This is a genomic window from Paenibacillus sp. FSL W8-0186, assembly GCF_037969765.1.
Classification (GTDB): domain Bacteria; phylum Bacillota; class Bacilli; order Paenibacillales; family Paenibacillaceae; genus Fontibacillus; species Fontibacillus woosongensis.
Genome location: NZ_CP150207.1, coordinates 4,064,126 through 4,083,182 on the forward strand (window position 1 = coordinate 4,064,126; position 19,057 = coordinate 4,083,182).

The window sequence follows — 19,057 nt, forward strand, 5'->3', positions numbered from 1 at the left end:
ATTTGAAACCGCTCTCATTCAATATTCATCTCTTGACATTTGAATCAGCTGTTTACCTGTTGAATATGGTAGCCCGATATTCCTGGGGCGTCATATGGGTCGCCTTGCGGAAGGAGCGCGTGAAGTTCGTGGCCGTTCCGTATCCGACAAGCTCCGCCACATCCTGGATCTTTACGTCCGGATTTTCCAGCAGCCGCTTGGCCCTCGTCATTCGGCACGCCGAGATGTATTCGGATAAATTCGTGCCGGTCACCTGCTTGAACAGCCGGGATAGGTAAGACGGGTTAAAAAAGACCAGCTCTGCCAGCCGGACCAGCGATATCTCGTCGGGATCATGCAGATGGTCCTGGACATGCTTCTGAATAACGGTGATAACGTCCCTTGCCCGCCTCTCCTCCTCCTGACTCTGAAGGTTGAACAGCATGTCCCCGACATGGAGCAAATAGTCGAATGCTTGCTGCCAGGACTCATGCTCCCCCGGCTGCATCAGCTTGTGCAGGCCGACCCGGGTCGCTGCCGTCTCGACCAGGTTCCAGCGATTCATGTAAGACAGGAATACCAGCCCGATGGAGTAATACAGCTCCTGGGCCGGGACATGATGCATGCTGTCGATGCCGGCCAGCGCTGCCGCGCAATCGAGCAGAATAGCTCTGAATTCGGCCCGCTGTCCATACTCCAATTGATCAGCAAGCACGGCCGGCTTGGCATGGCGCAGAAGCGGCTTCCCGCGCTGTTCCTCCCCTGGCGGCTGAAGCTTCTGCTCGATCATTTGCTTATCGAGAAGCAGCATGCCGCAGCCCTGCCCGATCCGGTAATTCATCAGCATGTTCAGCGTGGAGAAGCGCTCCGCCGCCTCCTTCCACATCACCGGGCTATCATCGAGCACGAACGACAGCACTTCGCCGAGGGACTCGCGGCACGCCGACTGAATCAGCTCCAGATTTCCCTTCATGAACGTTATGGCCCGCTCCCAGCTCTCGGCTTTGCTGCTTTCCTGCAGCGGCTGAATCAGCCAAACCGGGTCCATGCTCTCATTGACGACGTCAACGAACGAGACGCGAGCGGACAAATATTGACTGGCAATAAGCCTGATCCTATAGAGCTGCCTGGATTTCGTCGCATAGCTTAGCCCGCCGGCGAAGCTGTTGACCCTGCCCAGCATAATGAGCACAGGACGGTCCGCGCGCAGGGGAATCGCCAGTTCATCGAACTGCTTCTGATGGATCTCCTGCACGCCGAGCTGCTCGTTTAAAATTCCTTTGACGTAGTCTTTTTGCAGCAATTCCCTTGTCGCGTCAAGCTGCTCCTGCGCCTTCTGGAGCAACGCCTCCGCCTTCAGCTCCGTCTCGATATCCATAGCCGCCTGCTCGACCATTTGAATCACTTTTTCATACCCTTCGGTCTTTAATAAATAGCTCACGCCCTCATACTGGAAGGCCGAGTAAATATAGGAGAATTCATTATGTCCCGTCAGAAAAATGACCCTGCAGCTAGGCCATCTCTCCCTGATTTTGTCCAGCAGCTCAAGTCCGCTCAGGCCGGGCATCCGGATATCCGTAAGCACGATATCGAAGCGCGTCCGGTCGAACAGCCGCACCGCCTCATCACCGGAATAGGCCTTGTAAACATCCAGCTCCAGCTGGGGCAGATTCGACAACACCTCATACAACCCGTCCGCTATAATCATTTCGTCATCGACGACCAAAAGTCTGTACATCATATATTCCTCCATCCGAAATGACGATCCGAATCGTCGCTTTTAATCCGCCCAACTCGCTTCGCTCCACATATAATCCGCTGTTCTGTCCAAACTTCAGGCGAATTCTCTGGTGTATATTGAGCAGCCCCGTCGTCTCCGCCTCATCCGGACGCGACAGGCTCTCGTTCAGAGCACGGATCTGCTCATCCGTCAGCTCCTCGCCGTTATCCTCTACGATCAATAGCAGCTCGTTTTCCGTTCGGGCAAAATGGACACTTAAAATGCCGTTGGCGCTTTTTTTCTCCAGCCCGTATTTGAAGGCGTTCTCAATAATCGGCTGCACAATCAGTCTTGGCACCATAATATGGCCCACATTTTCCGGCAATTCGCCGAACTCGATCCGGTTGCGCTTCGCGAATCGCATCGCCTGGATTTCGGAGTACACCTTGGCATGATTGATTTCCCTCCCCAGCAGCACCTCGTCGGAATCGCCCCGCGTAATGAATTGGAAATACTCCCCAAGCTGATTCGTGAACCGCTCGAGATTGTCATAATCGCCCAAGCGCGTCATCGTATTAAGAATGAAGAAGCTGTTGTACAGAAAATGCGGGTTGATCTGGGACTGCAGCTGCTTCAGCTCGGCCTTATGCGTTAATAGTTGCTGCTTGTACACCTGATCGATCAAGGACTTCAGGTTTTCCAGCATGGCGTTAAAACGCGTATAAATATACTGGAACTCATCATTGAAATCATGGTCGATCTGCTCGTTGAAATCGCCGTGCTCGACTTTGCGGAAAGCCTTGACCAGCTTGTACAGCGGCTTGTGAATATACTTATAGACATAAAGGGAATACACGACGATGATGGCAAAAGATACGAGCAGCAGCAGCACGAACCAGCTTCGGTACTTCTCGAGCGGCTGGAATACGGCATGGACCGGAACGTATTTGCTGAGCACCGCCCCAAAGAAATGCGAGTAGCTGTACACGGCCAAATACTGCTTGTTCGTAATCGTCACGGTCTGCGCCGTATTGGGGTCGACATCGCTTAACATTTGCGCAGCAGCCGCAAGATCGAAATGAGCGTCATGACTGGTCGTAATCTCAAACTGCGAGCTTTTAAATACCAGCCCCTCCCCCGGGGAGTTGACCATCTTCTTCATATTTTCCTTGAGCTTGTCTTTGGAAATTTCGATGACCACGATAAAGAGCGGCCACTTCTTGCTCTCCGGCGTCACAAAAGGATAAGAGGCGCTCAAATAGGTTTTGCCATTCATATTGATCAGCTTCGAATCCAGAGATAGCGGAATATTCTTGAAATCGTCATATTCCTCCGAATTAAAAGAGGAGATCGTTAGAGCGGATACGTTTTTTTGGATCGCCGGAATATGGGCATACACATCGACGATATAAGCGCTGCTGTTCCGTATGGCGTTAAGCCGCTGCTGCAAGCGCAGAATGCTCTGCATTTTTTCGATATCATTCATCGATTCCGGGATCGCGCCCAGCGCGTTCAAATTATCATCGCTCAAGACATCATACTGCAGCGTTTGAATTCGTTTGAACTCCTCCTCCAGGCCGCTGTAATATTGCGATACCTGTGAAATCATCGATTTGGAGATTTCGTCCTCCAAGGTGCGGACTCCCCAGTTATAAATGATCATGCTGAGGATATAGAGAGGAAGAAGAATGCAAATAAACGAGAGGATCAGTCTGTTGAGCACGTTTTTTTTCCATGGATGATTCAGGTTCATGTTCTCCCTCCCTCACTAGAATAGAAAAGAGCCTTCGCTGTAGGGCAGTGTTCCCTACTGAAGGCCGATGAACTTGTAACGGCAATCGTTACGCCTGCTTCTCCGCCGCATCCTCTTCCAGCCACAATATGGCTGTTACGCCCCGAGGATAATATTTGCTGCCCGTGATTTGCCCTGAGATGATCTGATCGCTCCAGCTCCAGACCGAAAGCTCCGGATGCGTCAGCCATTCCACATGGGCCCTGTCGGCATGGCGGCCCTGTTCATCCCAGGTTAACCCGAGTATTTGCCGGGCGATGAACTGGCAGAGGTAGATTTTGCTGAGCCAGCTGTTGTTGCTCGTCGAGGACAGCTTCCAGCCCCCGTCTTCGAACAGGCAGATGCCGTCCTGCAGCACGCTGCGCAGGTGACGATCCAGCACCCCGATATATGCTCCGAAGCGGCCGGTGCGCTCCAATGCATCACGGCAGCCCGTCACATACGGGAATATCAGCCCTTCAATGGCTGGTATGATTTTAGAATCATTGCCTTCCCCGATGACGGCGGGAATATAGCCTTGCTCAGTAACGCTGGACACAAGCGTTGCTGCGCATTTGACAGCCTGTTCCCCTGCGGTCTGAGCCTTCTCAGCCATCCCAAACTCGGCAAACAGCTTCTCCATCGCCACATAAGCCGCCCAGCATTTGCCCGCCAAATAAATATTGTTGCGCGCTTGGCCAAGGGAGACATCCAGGCTGTCGTACGTGGTAATTTCCGCGCCGCCCTTCGTGCGGGTGCTGTCCAGACCCATGATACCGTTTCTCTGGGACGGATCGGGATGATCCCGGTTCAGCATACTGTCGAGACACCGTGCCATCATGCCGATATTATGCATTATCCAGGCGGAGTCCTTCGTCTTGTCGTAATACGCCGCCGCGCAAAGTATCCAGTTTACCAGCTGCTCATGGGTCATATGCGAGAAGCAGCCGTCCAGGCCGTATATTTCATAGGAGGAATGGCCGGGACGGGATAAGGAATTGTTGACTCCCATGTCGTGCGTAAAGCTGATGCCTCCCGGATACTCGGTGCGATCCCCCGGGAACGTAACTGTATCCTCATAGCTGTAGCGCTTCACGAACATGTCCAGCTCATTGCGCACTGTCCACGGGTTCATCCGCAGCTCATAATACAGCTGATCCACCGTCAGATCGAAGGTGTTCATCATCCGGTATTCGCCTTCATTAACCACCCAGAAGGGCTCGCCGTTATAATCCAGCAGCTGTGTGGAGCCGTAATAACTGCGAATGGCATGGGCCAGCATGAAAGCCTGATCCTCGTTCAAAGGGGATTTATCGATTAAATCATTCGCCCGTTCTGCCTCCTCCTTCAGAGCATCAAACCTGAATAAGGCATATTCAGCGACCGACTCGATATTCGGGAAGAAGCGGTTATAGTAATAGCTCGCATCGATTCCGGTAGTTACATATCCTGCGCGGTGGAAGCATACGGCAAAACGATAGGTCTGTTTCGTCCCGGCCGGAACATCCATCAGCATCGCCCCGGACGAACCGAGCCCGAAACCCCAGTTCTCTTCATGTGCCGGTCTGAGAATTTCCTCTATATTGAAGTAGAGCCCGGACTGCGCCGTCCCGCGCTTGGCTGCAATCGCGATGAATCGGCCCTGTCCGATTCCGGATAGCCGATCCGACACATCGTCCAGTCTGCGCATGGAGCCTGCAGGGTCGTTCTTGCGAAAGCCAAAAAAGGCTCGTCTTGACCGGCTGCATCCCGTATTATCCACTTCCATCTCTATCAGAACCGCGGGGACAAGCACATCCTTCAATTCCTGCTCGGAAGCGGTCTTCGGATCGGGAACGGAGCGCACCTGCGAAATGATGCGGAAGGTCAGGCCGCCTGCGCTCCAGCTGTCGGTCGCCAGCCGGAAATCCCGCTTGATCTCTTCCCGGGGAAAATGATGGATGATTCTCCGCTTCTTTTTAACAGCAGGATCGTCTTCCTTCTCTACGTCATAGCGCTTGCGGTCATCCTCTCCCGTCATTTCATGGAACGGCAGTGAATCGTATCCGCTGCCATCCTCCCGTTCAAGGCCGATATATACATTTTGCATAGGCGACTGGCCCAGCTCCAAATCGAATCCCCCGCCTGCCTCGGGAAAACCTAAGGTAAAACTGGCAAATGCCCCGATCGGGGAGTGATGGGCGTTAAAAAACTGGTTTTTCGGCGTCATGCCTCGGACACTCCTTTAATGCAATTCTCCTAAAATCCATAGGGTTAAAATCTATGGTAAGGCTTACATTCGAGGAGGAACAGGGTCAAACCTTACGACAAAATGGGCAAAACGGACGCCCGCCGTCCAGATTGCCCTAGTGCTGTATGATATAATAAAGCTACCAATTTACAGTAGATGAGGTTCCGATCGCGATGGATTATACCGGCACACCTAACACCATGGACAGCATCATGTCTCCGGATATTCAGGCCGCCTTCCGCATTTATGCCACCCACTGGCGCAAGGTCAACGCCGCCTGGCGTTATCCTGTTCATCAGCACCGCGCGTTTGAAATCAACATCGTGCTGGAAGGCGAGCAGCATATGACTGTTGCCGGCCGCCCCTTCCTGCAGCATACCGGGGACATCCTGTTTATCCGGCCCGGCGTGGAGCATTCCAGCCAAGGCTCCGGCGGGCCGGAGGGAATGACGTATTACGCTCTTAATTTTGATATCGATGATTCATCCCTAAGACGCTCCCTCATGATGGCCGATTCGGTCATTCTTACGGGAGATACCGCAGAAATAGCGGATGTTCGGCAGGCGCTGGACGATTTCATCCGTTCTACGATTTCCGGTGAACCGGATACGCATCGCCAGCGCCTAAATGCGCTCCGCGCCTCGCTTCGGCTGCTCACCGCTCTTAGCGGCTGGGCATTATCGGAGCTGTCCGATAACCCGCCGGCGTACGAGCCAAGCCCGCCTGAGAACGCGATTCTGCTCGCCAATGCCATTGAAAAGCACCTTGAGGAGCTTGTCTACGCTTCAGCAGCTGGCGGTGAAGGGAGAGTCGGCATCGAGGACATAGCCGCTAAGCTGGGGTACAGCCCCGCCCACTGCAACCGCGTGTTCCGGCAGGTCTACGGCAAATCGCCGCGCCAGTATCTGTCGGGGCTGATTATCCGCCAGGCCAAGCTGCTGCTGCTGAATTACAGCCTGTCCGTAGAGGTAATCGCCCTGCGCCTCGGCTACCGGGACGCCTCTCATTTCAGCAAGCAGTTTAAACGCTGGACCGGCCTTTCTCCGCAGGGCTATCGCAAGCTCAACCATCCCGACCGCCGGGAGATTGATGCCGAGCAGCATTATCGCGATAATCCGTTTATATAAAATAAGTGTTCAAAAAGTAAGTCTTTCAGCACCGAGAAGGTTGGATGAAGCTAGAGGCTGAGGAGCGGAGCTGCACGTTTTCGAAGAAAACGACTCCGAAAGCATATGCTTGGAGAAACCTACGTGAGCACCGGAAGTCTCGGCTGAATTCAAGATTCGATGTCGAGTACACTCCCTGTTTTACTTCGTGATCAAAGATTGACTTTTTGACAACCTCTAATTAGGGGAAAATAATAACGATCTACGGGCGCTGCTATCCGCCATTTGTTTTTGGATTAGAATTTGATGTAACAAATGCTCCTAAAGGCGGACGTTAACTCCCTGCGATTCGTTATTCTTTTCCTGGAGAGGGGCAGGAAGAAAGCAAGGTGCTGTCCCGAAAGTGGTCATAGATGGCTGAGGCCCCCCTTCTTTCAAAAAGCTCTCTGTTTCTCCAGAATCCTGCACCCGTTTCTTTAAGTCCCCTGATATAAACTGTTGGATATACTAACCCGTCGTACAGGTCATACCATAAATGGATTTCATGTATCTAATGATGCTCTAAACGAATGCCTACGGGGATTAGATGGATTTCATGTATCTAATGATGCTCTAAACGAATGCCTACGGGGATTAGATGGATTTCATGTATCTAATGATGCTCTAAACGAATGCCTACGGGGATTAGATGGATTTCATGCTGCTAAAATCAAGAATCCATTCCATGATTGGCAATTTTCTAATTCTAACGACATGAAATCCAGTTAAATTTACATTTTCTTCGTATCAGCAGAAACTAACTACTATAAATCCATTTAGACAAGGGTTGAACTATTAAAAGGGGGTATTCGCCGCTATAAAAGCGTCAAATCGAGAATTTCGGCGCTCCCTGCTACTCGGCCTGCCCAAAGTAAACCTAGAGGTCGGGCGACCTTCACTTCACTTGCCCATCGATAATATGCTCAAATGGGCCACCATGAAGCAAAAAGCGCAAATTCCGAGGCTGATATAGCCCGAGAACTTGCGCTTTTTGTCATATACATTGAATTCGTGTTGCTCGATTCGATTCATCTGTTCCTGCTTTGGACAACTACTTTTGGAGCAGTCTCTCACATCTAGCTTACTAAATTAATCGATTTTGATGATAATCTTTACGACGTCGTTTTTCTGGTTGATATTGACGTCAAACGCCTCGGCAATTTCATCGAAGCTGTACTCGTGGGTCACAATGCCGGACACGTCGATAAGCCCTTCGTCCATCGCCTTGATCGCCTGCGGGTAGATGTTCCGGTAGCGGAACACCGTTTTGATCTCCGCCTCCTTGCCCAGCAGCTTGGCGAAGTTGTATTCAATGATATCCTGCGGCGCCATGCCGACCAGCACGACAGTGCCGCCCCGCTTGACCATGTACGCTGTCTGCTGTACCGTTTTTACCGCCCCTGCGGTCTCCATGACAACATCCACGCCTACGCCGTCCGTCAGCTCGTAAATCAGCTTGACTGCGTCCATCTCGGCCGCATTGATGACTCGCGTTGCGCCAAGCTCTAGCGCTTTATCCAGCCGCTTTGGAATGACGTCCACAACGGTAATGTCGATAGCGCCAAACGCTTTGGAGGCCAGCAATGTCGTCAGGCCGATGCAGCCTGCGCCAAGAATGACCACGGAGCTGCCGAGCGTGACGCCGCCCTGCTTGGCAGCGTGCATGCCAACCGAAAGCGGCTCGACGAGCGCGCCCTCTCTGGTCGTAATAGAACTAGGAAGCTTGAACGCCATGTTCTCCGGAAATGCAATGTAGTTTTCAAAGCAGCCATGATAAGGCGGGGTAGCGAGAAATTCCACATCGGGGCAAAGATTGTAGCGTCCGCTTTTGCAAAATTCGCATTGTCCGCAGGTCACGCCCGGCTCCAGAGCTACGCGGTCTCCTACCTGCAGCTGCTTGACGCCCTTCCCGATAGCGACGACCGTGCCCGCGCACTCGTGCCCGAGGATAAAATCGCCGTTGACAATAAAGTCGCCGATTTTGCCATGCTCGTAATAATGCACGTCCGACCCGCAGATGCCGACGTATTCAAGCTTGACGAGCACCTCCTTCTCTTTTGGCTCGGGAACTGGAATTTCGCGGATTTCCATTCGCTTCAGGCCGGTCATAAATGCTGCGCGATTGTTCAACAGAAACGCCTCCATCTTGCATTATTATTTCAATTCATCAGTCCTCGATGCGAGGAATTCGGTCAATGCGGGGATCGGCAAAAATGTCGTATTCGTCCAGGCTTCTGGTGCTGAATTCAGATACGACCGCACCTGCCGGGCCTGCCTGGAACCAGTGCTTCGTATTCGGATAAATCGTGTATTGCTCGCCCTCGTTCAGTACGATTTCATGGAATACGGAGTAATGCTCTTTGCCGCTCTCCGGCAGAATACCGCGAATACTTGAGCTGGGCTCGCCTTCCACGTACAGGTACACCGTGCCGTAGCGGCAGCGGAAGGTCTCCTCCTTGCCCGGATAATTCAGCTCGGGAATCGCCGGGTGCCGGTGCTCGGGACAGGTCTGTCCCGGCAAAAGCACCATTTCCTTTGCGCAGCAGCGGTCGGTATTGATCAGGGTAACGATGGAAAGCCCCACCTGCGCGAATTGATCCAGCCCGAAGTCGGCGATCTCCAGATTGTCCTTCTCCTGTTCGGTCAGCACGATATGGGCCTTGTCGAAATAATCCAGAATGATGGGCTTAAAATGCTGATATACTGATTTTTTCATAACGGCCGCCCCTCCTTATCTCCAGTGTTTTAAAAATCTAGCAATTTACTAATGTTTATCTGACCGAAGCAAATTTTAGCGCTTCACTGCCTGCGGAATAGACGGTAATCGTCTTCACCTCACCCGGCAGCAAATCAAAGTAGAGGTCGGAGCAGTCATAACCACCCGCAACATACACACCGTGCGCATACCCTTTGCTGGTCAGCGTAACTTTGCGATCCGATCCGACCTGCTCATCGCTTACGATTTCAACCGGCGATGGATCGAATACCATCGTCTTCATATCGCCTGTCCGCAGGGATATGGAGTTCACGGTATCCGAATCTGGAATCAGCATCATGCTGCCTTTGGTGTAGTCCTGATCCGGCAGCTTCTCCGTAAGCAGGTAAACCCGGCTATGCGGCTCAAGGGAAATCTCCAGCGTTCTCGTCTGCCGAACTGTTCCGTCGAACGAAATATAGCCGTATTCCGCCTGGAAGCTCACCTTCTCTGCCGTATCGTTCATCCCTTGAACAACGACGTTGCCATCCACCACGCGCATCGACAGCTTCGTATGAGCCAATGCGCGTTTTACGCCATAATACGGGATTTTGCGGCTCAGATAATAATCGATGATCGTCCAGCCGACCTCGCCCCAGGCATCGTTGTACATCCAGAACAGCGCGCCGCCGCAATCTTCCTTGAATCGGATCGCTTCCAGCGAATACTCCAGCATGAGCGAGTGTACCATGCCGCCGTACAGCAGATAGTCCTCGATGGATAAATTGTCGGTGCGGTCAAGATAGTTTTTAGCGATGCCCGTGACGACGGTTCCTTTCTCAAACACGTTGCAGTGCATTTGCCACACTTCGCTGTCGAAGTCGATCTCTTCCCCGCCCAAATACTTCTTCGTGCTCTCCAGAGAGCACGGGCCAACGAAGCCGTATTCGCTCACGAATTTGGAGTTCACTGTATCGAAGTCCATCGGCTCGATGCGCTCGTCCATATTGAGGCTCATGAAGGCGTTATGCCAGCGGTGGACATCGCCGACCGTATCGTCGTTCGGAAGCGCCCCGCCGTATGGCGAGCTGTTCCAGTAAGGAATGTGGGAACAGTTGTTGTACATGATCTCTTTGGCGAGAATATTCGCGATGTACATGCCATACTGCTTCTCATGCTTAAACTCGATCTGCCATCTCGGATTGTCATATTTGTTAAAGATCCAGTGGACTTCGTTGGTTCCGCAGAACAAGGCAATGGATGCCCGGTTGCGCAGGCGCTTGGTCTGATAGTCCATCTCGGCCCGCATCTCGTCGCGGAATTCCCGTTTGTGGTCAGGATAAGTGGAGCAGGCCATCATGAAATCCTGCCACACCAGCAGACCGTTCCGGTCGCATAGATCGTAGAAAATATCCCGCTCAAACAGTCCGCCGCCCCAAACGCGCAGCATGTTGAAGTTCGCTTCCACCGCCTCGCGGATCAAGGTTTCATACTTCTCGTCGGTAACGCGGGCATGGATGAAATCGGCTGGAACCCAGTTGCCCCCTTTGCTGAAAATAGGAACGCCGTTGACGATCAGCCGGAAATTGCGCTCTTCGCCGCGCAGGATGGACGTATCCAGCTCGACCGTCCGGATGCCAAATTGGAATGCAGGATATTCGGTCTTCGCGTTCGCACTCGTTGCAGATACCCGCACATCGTACAGCGGATGATCGCCATGTCCCGCAGGCCACCACAGCCGGGCATTCTCCACCTCGAGATCCACGTCAAAATAGTTCGTGCCGGAGGTCAGAAGCAGGTTCTCGAGCTTCTTCGTCACACAGGATTGCCCGTCATAGGAAATGTCGATCTGCAGATCGCAGTTAATCGTCCCGATGATGTCCAGGTTCTCGATGTTAACGGTCGCTTTAAGCCGGGCTGTCTGGGCGGCGCTAACGGTAACAAGCTTCACCTCGCGAACCGCGATCTCTTTCTCGCAGCGCAGGTATGCATTTCCGCCAAGTCCGCAGGTGACAACGCGCGGCCCCCAGTCCCAGCCCACCGTATATTGCGGACGTCTTACGTAGGAACGGCGATAGTCGCCGCGGTCTTTGCCGCCGTTATCGTATTCACGGCAGGTCGCCCAGTTGAGCTCCGACAAGTCGCTATCGGTAACGTCCTCCAGCCCGGTAGTGACGCGCACCGTAAGCGTGTTTTTCCCGGCGGTCAGAATGTCCTTGATATTGCGAACGAAAGGATAATGCACATTGCGATGGCTGCCGACATATTGATCGTTGACGAAAATATCGCTGTTCGTGTCGATCGTTTCGATCACAAGCTCGATAATGTCACTGTCAAAATCGATGCCCGCGCCATCGAATTCCTTGGTGTACCACCAGGAACGCTGTTCGATCCATTCGCTGGCGAGCGCATGATCGGACTCAAGCGGCTCCTGAATAATGCCATGCTCGATGAGAGGAATACGAACATCGGTTGGAAGCGCGCAGGGATACCAGCCTTCCTTCAAAGCCTTTACAGCCGCCAGGCTGTCTCTGCCCCAGTGCAGCGGCGCCTCGTGAAGAAGCCATGCGTCGTTTAAATCAAATCTTTTCATAAGTCTCCCCATCCTTGATGTGTAATTGTTGTCATTCCTATTTCATTGGTGCGAATCAACCCTTGACCGAACCGGCGACCATGCCCTTGATGATCTGCTTGGAGAACGCGAAATATAGAGCCATAGCAGGAAAAATAGCGATCAGCATCGAGGCCATCATTTTCGGATAATCGGTAACGAACTGTCCTTTGAACAGCGTGATGCCGACCGGCACGGTCATCAGGGTCTCCTTGCTGATCAGGATCAGCGCAAACGTAAATTCATTCCATACGATAAAAAATTGAATGATGCCGACGGTAACGAGGATCGGCTGGCACATCGGAAGCACGATGCTGAACAGAGTGCGATGGAAGCTGCAGCCATCAATGTTGGCGGCTTCCTCCACTTCAATAGGAATGCTTCGCACATAGCTCTCTACCAGGAAAATCGCAATCGGCAAACCGAAGGCCGCATACGGCAAAATCAGCGTGTACCATTGATCGCCCATCCCGCTTTTCGTAAACAGCACGTACATCGGGACCATTAGGGCATGAATCGGAACAAGCATCCCGAGCAGGTAGTAGTTGTAAAGCGCATTTTTCCCTTTAAACCGGAAGCGGGAAAGAAAGTATCCGATAATAAAGCCAAGAATCAGGATGATCGCCAGCGACAGCACGCTGTTCCGGATGGTGTTGCCCATCCACAGCAGGATTTTACTTTTGGTCAGAATCGCCATGTACTGCTGAAAGTTCGGGCTGTGCGGCAACGAAATAGGGTTGGCGTAAAACTCGGCCTTCCCTTTAAGCGAAGAATAGAATAGCCATATCGCCGGAAATATGCAGGTAATGGAGAAAACGGCCAAAACCAGATTAGGAACCAGCCCGGACAAAAAACGGCGTTTACTGCTCTCCCCCATCACTCACACCTCCTTGTCCTTCGTAAAGCTCAGCAGCAGCCATCTCGTTCCGGCGATAAATATCAAGCTTAGAATCAGGATGCCGATCGACATCGCGCTGCCGTAACCCATCTTATAGCTAAGGAAGGACGTCTTATATGCGTTTAGCGCCATCACGTTGCTTGAGGTTCCCGGCCCTCCGCCGGTCATGACATAGATGTGGTCGAAGACCTTCATCGTCCCTGCGATACAGAGCGTCACGCAGACGATCAGCGTATTCTTTACGAGCGGAAGCGTGATATGGATCGCCTTTTTCCAGCCGTTCGCCCCGTCGATCTCCGCCATTTCCAGCACCTGCGGGTCAATGGAAGCTAGAGCGGAAAGGATGATGATCATGTAATATCCGATATATTGCCAAATCAGGGGGATCGCAACCAGTGTCAGCGCAAGACTTTCGTTGTTCAGCCAGGGCTGAATCCATTCCGCTTTTCCGATTTGCTTGAGAAAAATATTGATCAGACCGTAGTTGTAGTCATACAGCATCGTCCAAATAAAGCCGATCACGACCGCCGATAATACCGACGGAAAGTAAGACATCGTTCTATGAAAAGCCTTGAATCTTACGCCTCTTGTATTCAGCAGTATGGCGAACAAGAAGGCGAAGCCGATTTGTCCGACAATGCACAGCACCGTAAGATAAATGTTGTTGACAAAAGATTGGATGAAAATGTCGTCCTTAGCCAGTGCTATAAAATTATCCAAACCGATGTAATTCATCTTCGTCCCGCCCGACCAGTCAAAGAACCCGTAATAAAAGGCCAGGACGATCGGAACAAATACGATAAAGGTGTACAGGATAAAGCCCGGCAGCATGTACAATATGAAAGCCTTTCTTGACGGGCGAATTGCCTGGTTCATGTAGCTGCTTCCTCCTTCATTAGCGCATGGATGCAAGCTGCCGGCACGCTAGTGGGCGCCAGCAGCTTGAACCATCGCGGCGGTTACAGGCTGTCCTGCCCGGACTGAAGCTGCGCGGCCAGCTCCTGGCCTGTTTTCGTACCGTTCAGCACTTCCTGAAGCCCCGTATTCATGCTTTCGATAATCGAGCCTTCCATCAGCATGTCGTAGATCGGAGTAAACGTCAGGGAGCCGGTCAATGCGGCAAAATCCTGCGTCAACTGCGGGAACTGCGTCAAATCGGTGCCTTCAATCAAGCTTGGGCCGGTCATGCCGTATTTTTCGGCATAAACTCTGGAAAAGTCATAACCCGCCGTGCTGAACAGGAAATCCATAGCTGCATCAAGCTTCGCGCCTTCCAGATTTTTGTTGAGCGCCACATACCAGCCGGCTCCGCCGGAGATCGTATTGTTATCGCCCTTTCCACCATCCACTGGCGGGAGGATCGCAACCTTGGTCTGGCCTAACACTTCCTCCGAGGCATTGGACAGCAGGTAGCTAAGCGCCCAATGGCCGTCAATGGTAGCCGCCGCCTTGCCCTGTGCGTAATATTCCTCAGCCTGTGCATTCGAGATGATATTGAAATCAGGGTTAAACACTTTGTTGGCGGCAATGCTCTGCATCTGATCGAGTGCGCTTACAAACTCAGGGTCGGTAAATTTCGCGCTGCCGTCACGGGCTATAATCGAATTTGTCCAATCGGTGCCTGTGAAACGGTCGCCCATGGTCGATAGGATGCTGGATTCGGCCGGCCATTTGTCCTTATTGCCCAGTGCGATAGCGGAGATTCCCTTTTCATTAAATTTCTCAGCGGCCTTATAAATGTCTTCCCAATTGTCCGGAAAACGGTCATACCCGATTTCTTTCCACATTTGTTCGTTATAAAAAACAACCGAGGTGATCGAGAGCTGATTCGGAATCCCGTAAATGTTGCCGTCCCGCGTAGCCGCATCAAACACGCCTTTGCGGAACTGATCCTTGTGCTCATATTGGTCCAAATAGTCGTTGATCGGCATCAGCAAGTCATTGTTTGCAAAGTTGCTCACCCAAGAACCTTTTAAGAAGAAGATGTCCGGGATTTCGTTAACGGCGGCCTGTGCCTGGATTTTTGTCGAATAATCCGCCTGCGACATGACCGACTGAACCAAATTGACATTCGGATTGTTCGCTTCCCACTCTTCAACAAGTGTCATGTAGCTGTCCATTTCTGCGCTTGTGGGACGTTCCTCCTCCAAATAATAGTGCGAGAAGGTCAATTGAATCTGTTCTCCTTTGGCTCCGCCCGCACCGGAATTTCCGGGGTTCGCGCTGCCATTGCCGCTTCCATTGCTACCGCTGCCACAGGCAGAAAGGATTAGCGAGAGAGCTGCCAGAAATGAGATGATTTGAATGATCTTTTTCTTTTTCATGTTGCCCCTCCAAAATGTATATTTGATTTCATAACCTAACTATAGAAGACGTGAGATTCATTTTGTATCCGCTTTCTTGTCTTCATTATCCTCGTATTTTGTCATAATCAAAAGAAAAATCGGATCAACCTCTGCCCTTGAGGCAAATGATATCCTTAAAATTTGATATTTATCGTAAAAAATGACCATCTCATTAAATTAGCATAGGACAATTGACACTTGTCCGGCGCAATGACAGAATAAATTCATAACATCAAGGGGGGAGTGTGCGCCCTGTGACCATGCGTAAAAAGCTTATGCTATTCTTCATCTGCCTCGTCATGATCCCGATTCTTACGATTTATTCCGTAGCCATCAACATCTTTTATGAGAGCACCAAAAAAGATTTGCAAGCGCTTTTTTCGAACCATATCCATGGAATCGGCAAAAGCGCGGATCAATTTTTTACCGATGCGCTGGATCTTACGACCTATCCATTAATGGAAACGAATCTAAAAGCTTTCTTAAGCAAGCCGAAGGATGATGAGAACTATTTCGCGCTGACCAGCAACGCCAATAGCATCCTGCTCTCTATGCCCTACGGTTTCTCCAACGGCATTCGCGGCATTTCTCTCCTTTCGCGGGATCAAGCCTCTATTAATGTAGGCATTTCGTTAAAAATATCGAAGGAGGATCTGGAGGCTGCTCGAGCCGGGGCATCGAGACCCTATTGGGATTATCGCGACGTTTCCAGCCTGCAGGATACGCCAAAGGAAACATACAGCCATATTACTCTAACCCGATTGCTGAGGAATCCGAGCAATTTGTCCGAGGAGCTCGGCTTTATCAAGATCGCCATGAGCCGGAAGCAGCTTATCGATACCCTGATGTCGGACCGGATCAACCACGAGGTCTCCTATTTTATCATTGATGAAAATAACAAGCTCCTTGTAGATACGAGCTCCGGTCAAAGCTACGCCAACCTGAAGGGGGACATTTCCTATCCGCATCTTCTCCAGTTGGCTTCCAGCTCGGCTAATACGCAGATCAACGGGCAATATTTCATTTCCGCCCATAAAATAGAACGAACTCCATTCGTTTTATACAGCATTGTAAAACCGAATATTCTAACTATTATTAAGGAAACGCTTCTTAAGGGCTTGTCGCTGACCGTCGTGCTGGTGCTCCTGTTTACGCTGCTATTGTCCTTCACTTTTTCCCAGATTATCACGGCCCCGCTCGTCAAGCTGGGCAAGCGCATGAAGTCGATCTCCAACGAGGATTTCTCCGTGCGCATCGACGTTAAGAGAAATGATGAAATCGCGGTGCTGGCCAACAATTTCAACCGTATGGCGCAGCGGCTGGACTTTCTGTATAAGGAAGTCTACATGGGGAATTTGAAATTACAGCAAGCGCAGCTAAGCGCCCTGCAAACACAGATCAACCCCCATTTTTTATATAACACGCTGGACACGATCTACTGGATGTCGGAGATGGGCGACACCAAAAATGTCAGCTCCATGGTTTCAAATATGTCGAAAATGATGCGCATGACACTCTCCCCCAACAATAGTGACATGGTGACGCTGTCGGAAGAGCTGGAGCATCTAAGCTGCTACATCCATATCCAACGAATCCGCTACGGCGACCAGTTCGTGTTCGACATCGATTGTCCGGAGCATTTGAAGTCCTATTACGTTCTGCGCCTTCTGCTGCAGCCGCTGGTCGAAAACGCACTGCTTCACGGGCTGAAGAACAGCACCCATGGCATCGTAAAGGTGCGAATTTACGAAAACGAAAATACGCTCGTTTACGAGGTGATGAATAATGGCACACCGGTGGACGTTACTGAAATTAACCGCCTGCTGGAGGTAGAGGGCAGCGGCATGCGGGGCTTTGCTTTACGGAACATTAAGGAGCGGATCGCTCTGAAAAATGGAAAGGGCTTTCATCTAGGTTGTTTTTTGCGTGACGGATTCAGCGTCTTCCAAATTACGCAAAAGCTGAGGGTTGAAGAGGCCGATGCCCGGGAAATTACGCTGGCAGACTACAACAGTGAACAAACAAAGGGGCTGAAGAGATGATAAAAATCCTGCTCGTTGACGACGAAGCATTTATCCGTCAGGGAATTCGCTATACGATTCCGTGGGAAAAGCATGGGATGGAAATTGTCGGAGAGGCAGCTAACGGAGAAGATGGCCTGAAGCTGGCCATTCAGCTCTCCCCTGATATCGTTTTTGCAGACATCCAGATGCCAATCATGAGCGGAATTGAGCTGGCGAGAAAATTAAATGAATATTTGCCGCGTACGAAGGTGATTATCCTCTCCGCATATGGCAATACCGAAAACTTTACCCGTGCGATTGAAGTAAAGGTAAGCTCCTTCGTCCTGAAAAATGCCGATTCCGGCAAAATACTGGAGGCGGCCCTCCGGGCAAAGGACGCTATTGCGGAAGAAAATGCCGCCTTTGGGCGCCAGGCGCTGATGCAGACGATCTATAAGGAAAACCAGCATTTGATTAAATCCGCCTTGTTTGCGAAATTTTTAAAAAACGAAATCCCGTTGATCACGTTTCAGAAGAAGGCGGAAAAACTGGATATGCCGCTGCCGGGCCCCTGCTATTCAGTACTGCTCTCCCGCTGTGTTGCGCATGACGACTGGCTGGTGTACAACCATTTTGCGCAGGCTTTTCAGGAGTTCGAGCCCTTCGTATTCTTCATGGATGACGGCAAGCTCGTAACGGTATTGAATGTCGGTGCGCAAGGTGTTTCAGAGGAGGTTATGGACAAGACGCTGGCCAATCTCAAGCCTTATATTTTCGGCAACAGTATGGTGTTAATGAACCGGATCGAGTCGCTGGAGAAGCTCTCCTGCGCTTATGCGCTGCTGGATGGTGCGCTGGATGCCTGCTTCTGGAACACGGAGCGGGAATATACGGAGGTTGCGCCAACAGATATGTTTTCTAGCGTGGGACTCAGTGAAATACGGAATAGCGAGAGCAAGGTCATCTCCGCGGTCTTGTCCAAAAATGCTGCCCATATTGAAAGCGCTATCCAGGATTACGCTGAGTTTATGCGTCAAAATGCCGTCTCCCGGTCGCGCTTTCTGGAATCGGTGAACCGGATCATCGTGCTGATGGAGGCCGTGATGGAAAGGCACAACGATGCCCGCAAAACCGCAGAAATTGTTGCTGAAACGGAAACGCCCGAGGAAGTGATTGAGCTGTTGCTGAGCCTGGCCAAGCCAAACATGGAGACGGATTATAAAAATGTGCAGTTTGCGGCCGCACTGGATTATATCAGCCAAAATTATAACAAGGATCTCAAGCTGACCGATGTCGCCAAGGCCGTTTACATTTCCACCGGTTATTTGAGCAGAATCTTCAAAAGCGAAACCGGCTATTCCTTTAAAGAGTGGGTGAATCGCATTCGCATCGAAAAAGCGAAGGAACTCATTCTAAACAGTGATTTGAAATACTATGAAATCGCCGAATTGGTAGGGTACAAGGATTACAAGTATTTCTCCGCCTATTTCAACAAATTATGCGGAGTCAGCGCGAAGGAATATAAAGTGCTGAACAGCCCGATGCTTCATCGTTAGAATCATGTTCTTGAAAAAACAGGACTTCCCGCAGTCGTTTACGACAGATAGGAAGCCCTGTTTTTTTGATTTGGGGATCAACAAATCCCTTTTGTTTCTTTCTT

General features: G+C 51.2%; 12 protein-coding genes. 3 read left to right on the forward strand and 9 right to left on the reverse strand.

The features are described 5' to 3' along the window. Nucleotides 1-52: 52 nt before the first annotated feature. From MKX50_RS18210 to MKX50_RS18220, 3 genes are all read right to left on the reverse strand, one after another. The gene (locus MKX50_RS18210) at nt 53-1,720 is read right to left on the reverse strand and encodes a helix-turn-helix domain-containing protein (RefSeq protein ID WP_339157531.1); all 1,668 of its coding nucleotides are present in this window, start codon (nt 1,718-1,720) and stop codon (nt 53-55) included. Next, complete coding sequence (locus tag MKX50_RS18215) at nt 1,692-3,452, reverse strand: histidine kinase (protein WP_339157532.1); 1,761 nt, start codon at nt 3,450-3,452, stop codon at nt 1,692-1,694. Before MKX50_RS18215 ends, MKX50_RS18210 begins: the two co-directional genes overlap by 29 nt. Nucleotides 3,453-3,540: 88 nt before the next feature. Beyond that, nucleotides 3,541-5,679 carry a glycoside hydrolase family 52 protein gene (locus MKX50_RS18220; RefSeq protein ID WP_213589754.1) on the reverse strand — a complete coding sequence of 713 codons (2,139 nt, stop codon included), beginning with the start codon at nt 5,677-5,679 and terminating at the stop codon, nt 3,541-3,543. Nucleotides 5,680-5,873: 194 nt separating this feature from the next. Here MKX50_RS18220 and MKX50_RS18225 point away from each other — a divergent pair, with 194 nt between their 5' ends. After that, on the forward strand, nt 5,874-6,827 hold the full coding sequence (locus MKX50_RS18225; RefSeq protein WP_213589752.1) for an AraC family transcriptional regulator: 954 nt from the start codon (nt 5,874-5,876) through the stop codon (nt 6,825-6,827). 1,107 nt (nt 6,828-7,934) lie between these two features. Here the strand turns inward: MKX50_RS18225 and MKX50_RS18230 are convergent. From MKX50_RS18230 to MKX50_RS18255, 6 genes are all read right to left on the reverse strand, one after another. Then, on the reverse strand, nt 7,935-8,975 hold the full coding sequence (locus MKX50_RS18230; protein ID WP_339157533.1) for an NAD(P)-dependent alcohol dehydrogenase: 1,041 nt from the start codon (nt 8,973-8,975) through the stop codon (nt 7,935-7,937). A gap of 37 nt (nt 8,976-9,012) precedes the next feature. Further along, nucleotides 9,013-9,561 carry a D-lyxose/D-mannose family sugar isomerase gene (locus MKX50_RS18235; protein ID WP_339157534.1) on the reverse strand — a complete coding sequence of 183 codons (549 nt, stop codon included), beginning with the start codon at nt 9,559-9,561 and terminating at the stop codon, nt 9,013-9,015. A 55-nt stretch (nt 9,562-9,616) separates the two neighbouring features. Beyond that, on the reverse strand, nt 9,617-12,133 hold the full coding sequence (locus tag MKX50_RS18240; protein WP_339157535.1) for a sugar-binding domain-containing protein: 2,517 nt from the start codon (nt 12,131-12,133) through the stop codon (nt 9,617-9,619). 55 nt (nt 12,134-12,188) lie between these two features. Next, nucleotides 12,189-13,028, reverse strand: a complete 840-nt coding sequence (locus tag MKX50_RS18245; RefSeq protein WP_213589737.1) for a carbohydrate ABC transporter permease — start codon at nt 13,026-13,028, stop codon at nt 12,189-12,191. A 3-nt stretch (nt 13,029-13,031) separates the two neighbouring features. Beyond that, nucleotides 13,032-13,925 (reverse strand): sugar ABC transporter permease, encoded by an 894-nt coding sequence (locus tag MKX50_RS18250; protein WP_055107188.1) that lies wholly within the window; start codon nt 13,923-13,925, stop codon nt 13,032-13,034. Nucleotides 13,926-14,008: 83 nt separating this feature from the next. Continuing rightward, the gene (locus MKX50_RS18255; protein WP_339157536.1) at nt 14,009-15,373 is read right to left on the reverse strand and encodes an extracellular solute-binding protein; all 1,365 of its coding nucleotides are present in this window, start codon (nt 15,371-15,373) and stop codon (nt 14,009-14,011) included. A 281-nt stretch (nt 15,374-15,654) separates the two neighbouring features. On the opposite strand from MKX50_RS18255, the gene MKX50_RS18260 reads away from it, so the two are divergent. Beyond that, nucleotides 15,655-17,436 (forward strand): histidine kinase, encoded by a 1,782-nt coding sequence (locus tag MKX50_RS18260; RefSeq protein WP_244996387.1) that lies wholly within the window; start codon nt 15,655-15,657, stop codon nt 17,434-17,436. Beyond that, nucleotides 17,433-18,953 carry a response regulator gene (locus tag MKX50_RS18265; RefSeq protein WP_213589731.1) on the forward strand — a complete coding sequence of 507 codons (1,521 nt, stop codon included), beginning with the start codon at nt 17,433-17,435 and terminating at the stop codon, nt 18,951-18,953. The genes MKX50_RS18260 and MKX50_RS18265 overlap by 4 nt, the downstream gene beginning before the upstream one ends. Nucleotides 18,954-19,057 lie beyond the last annotated feature (104 nt).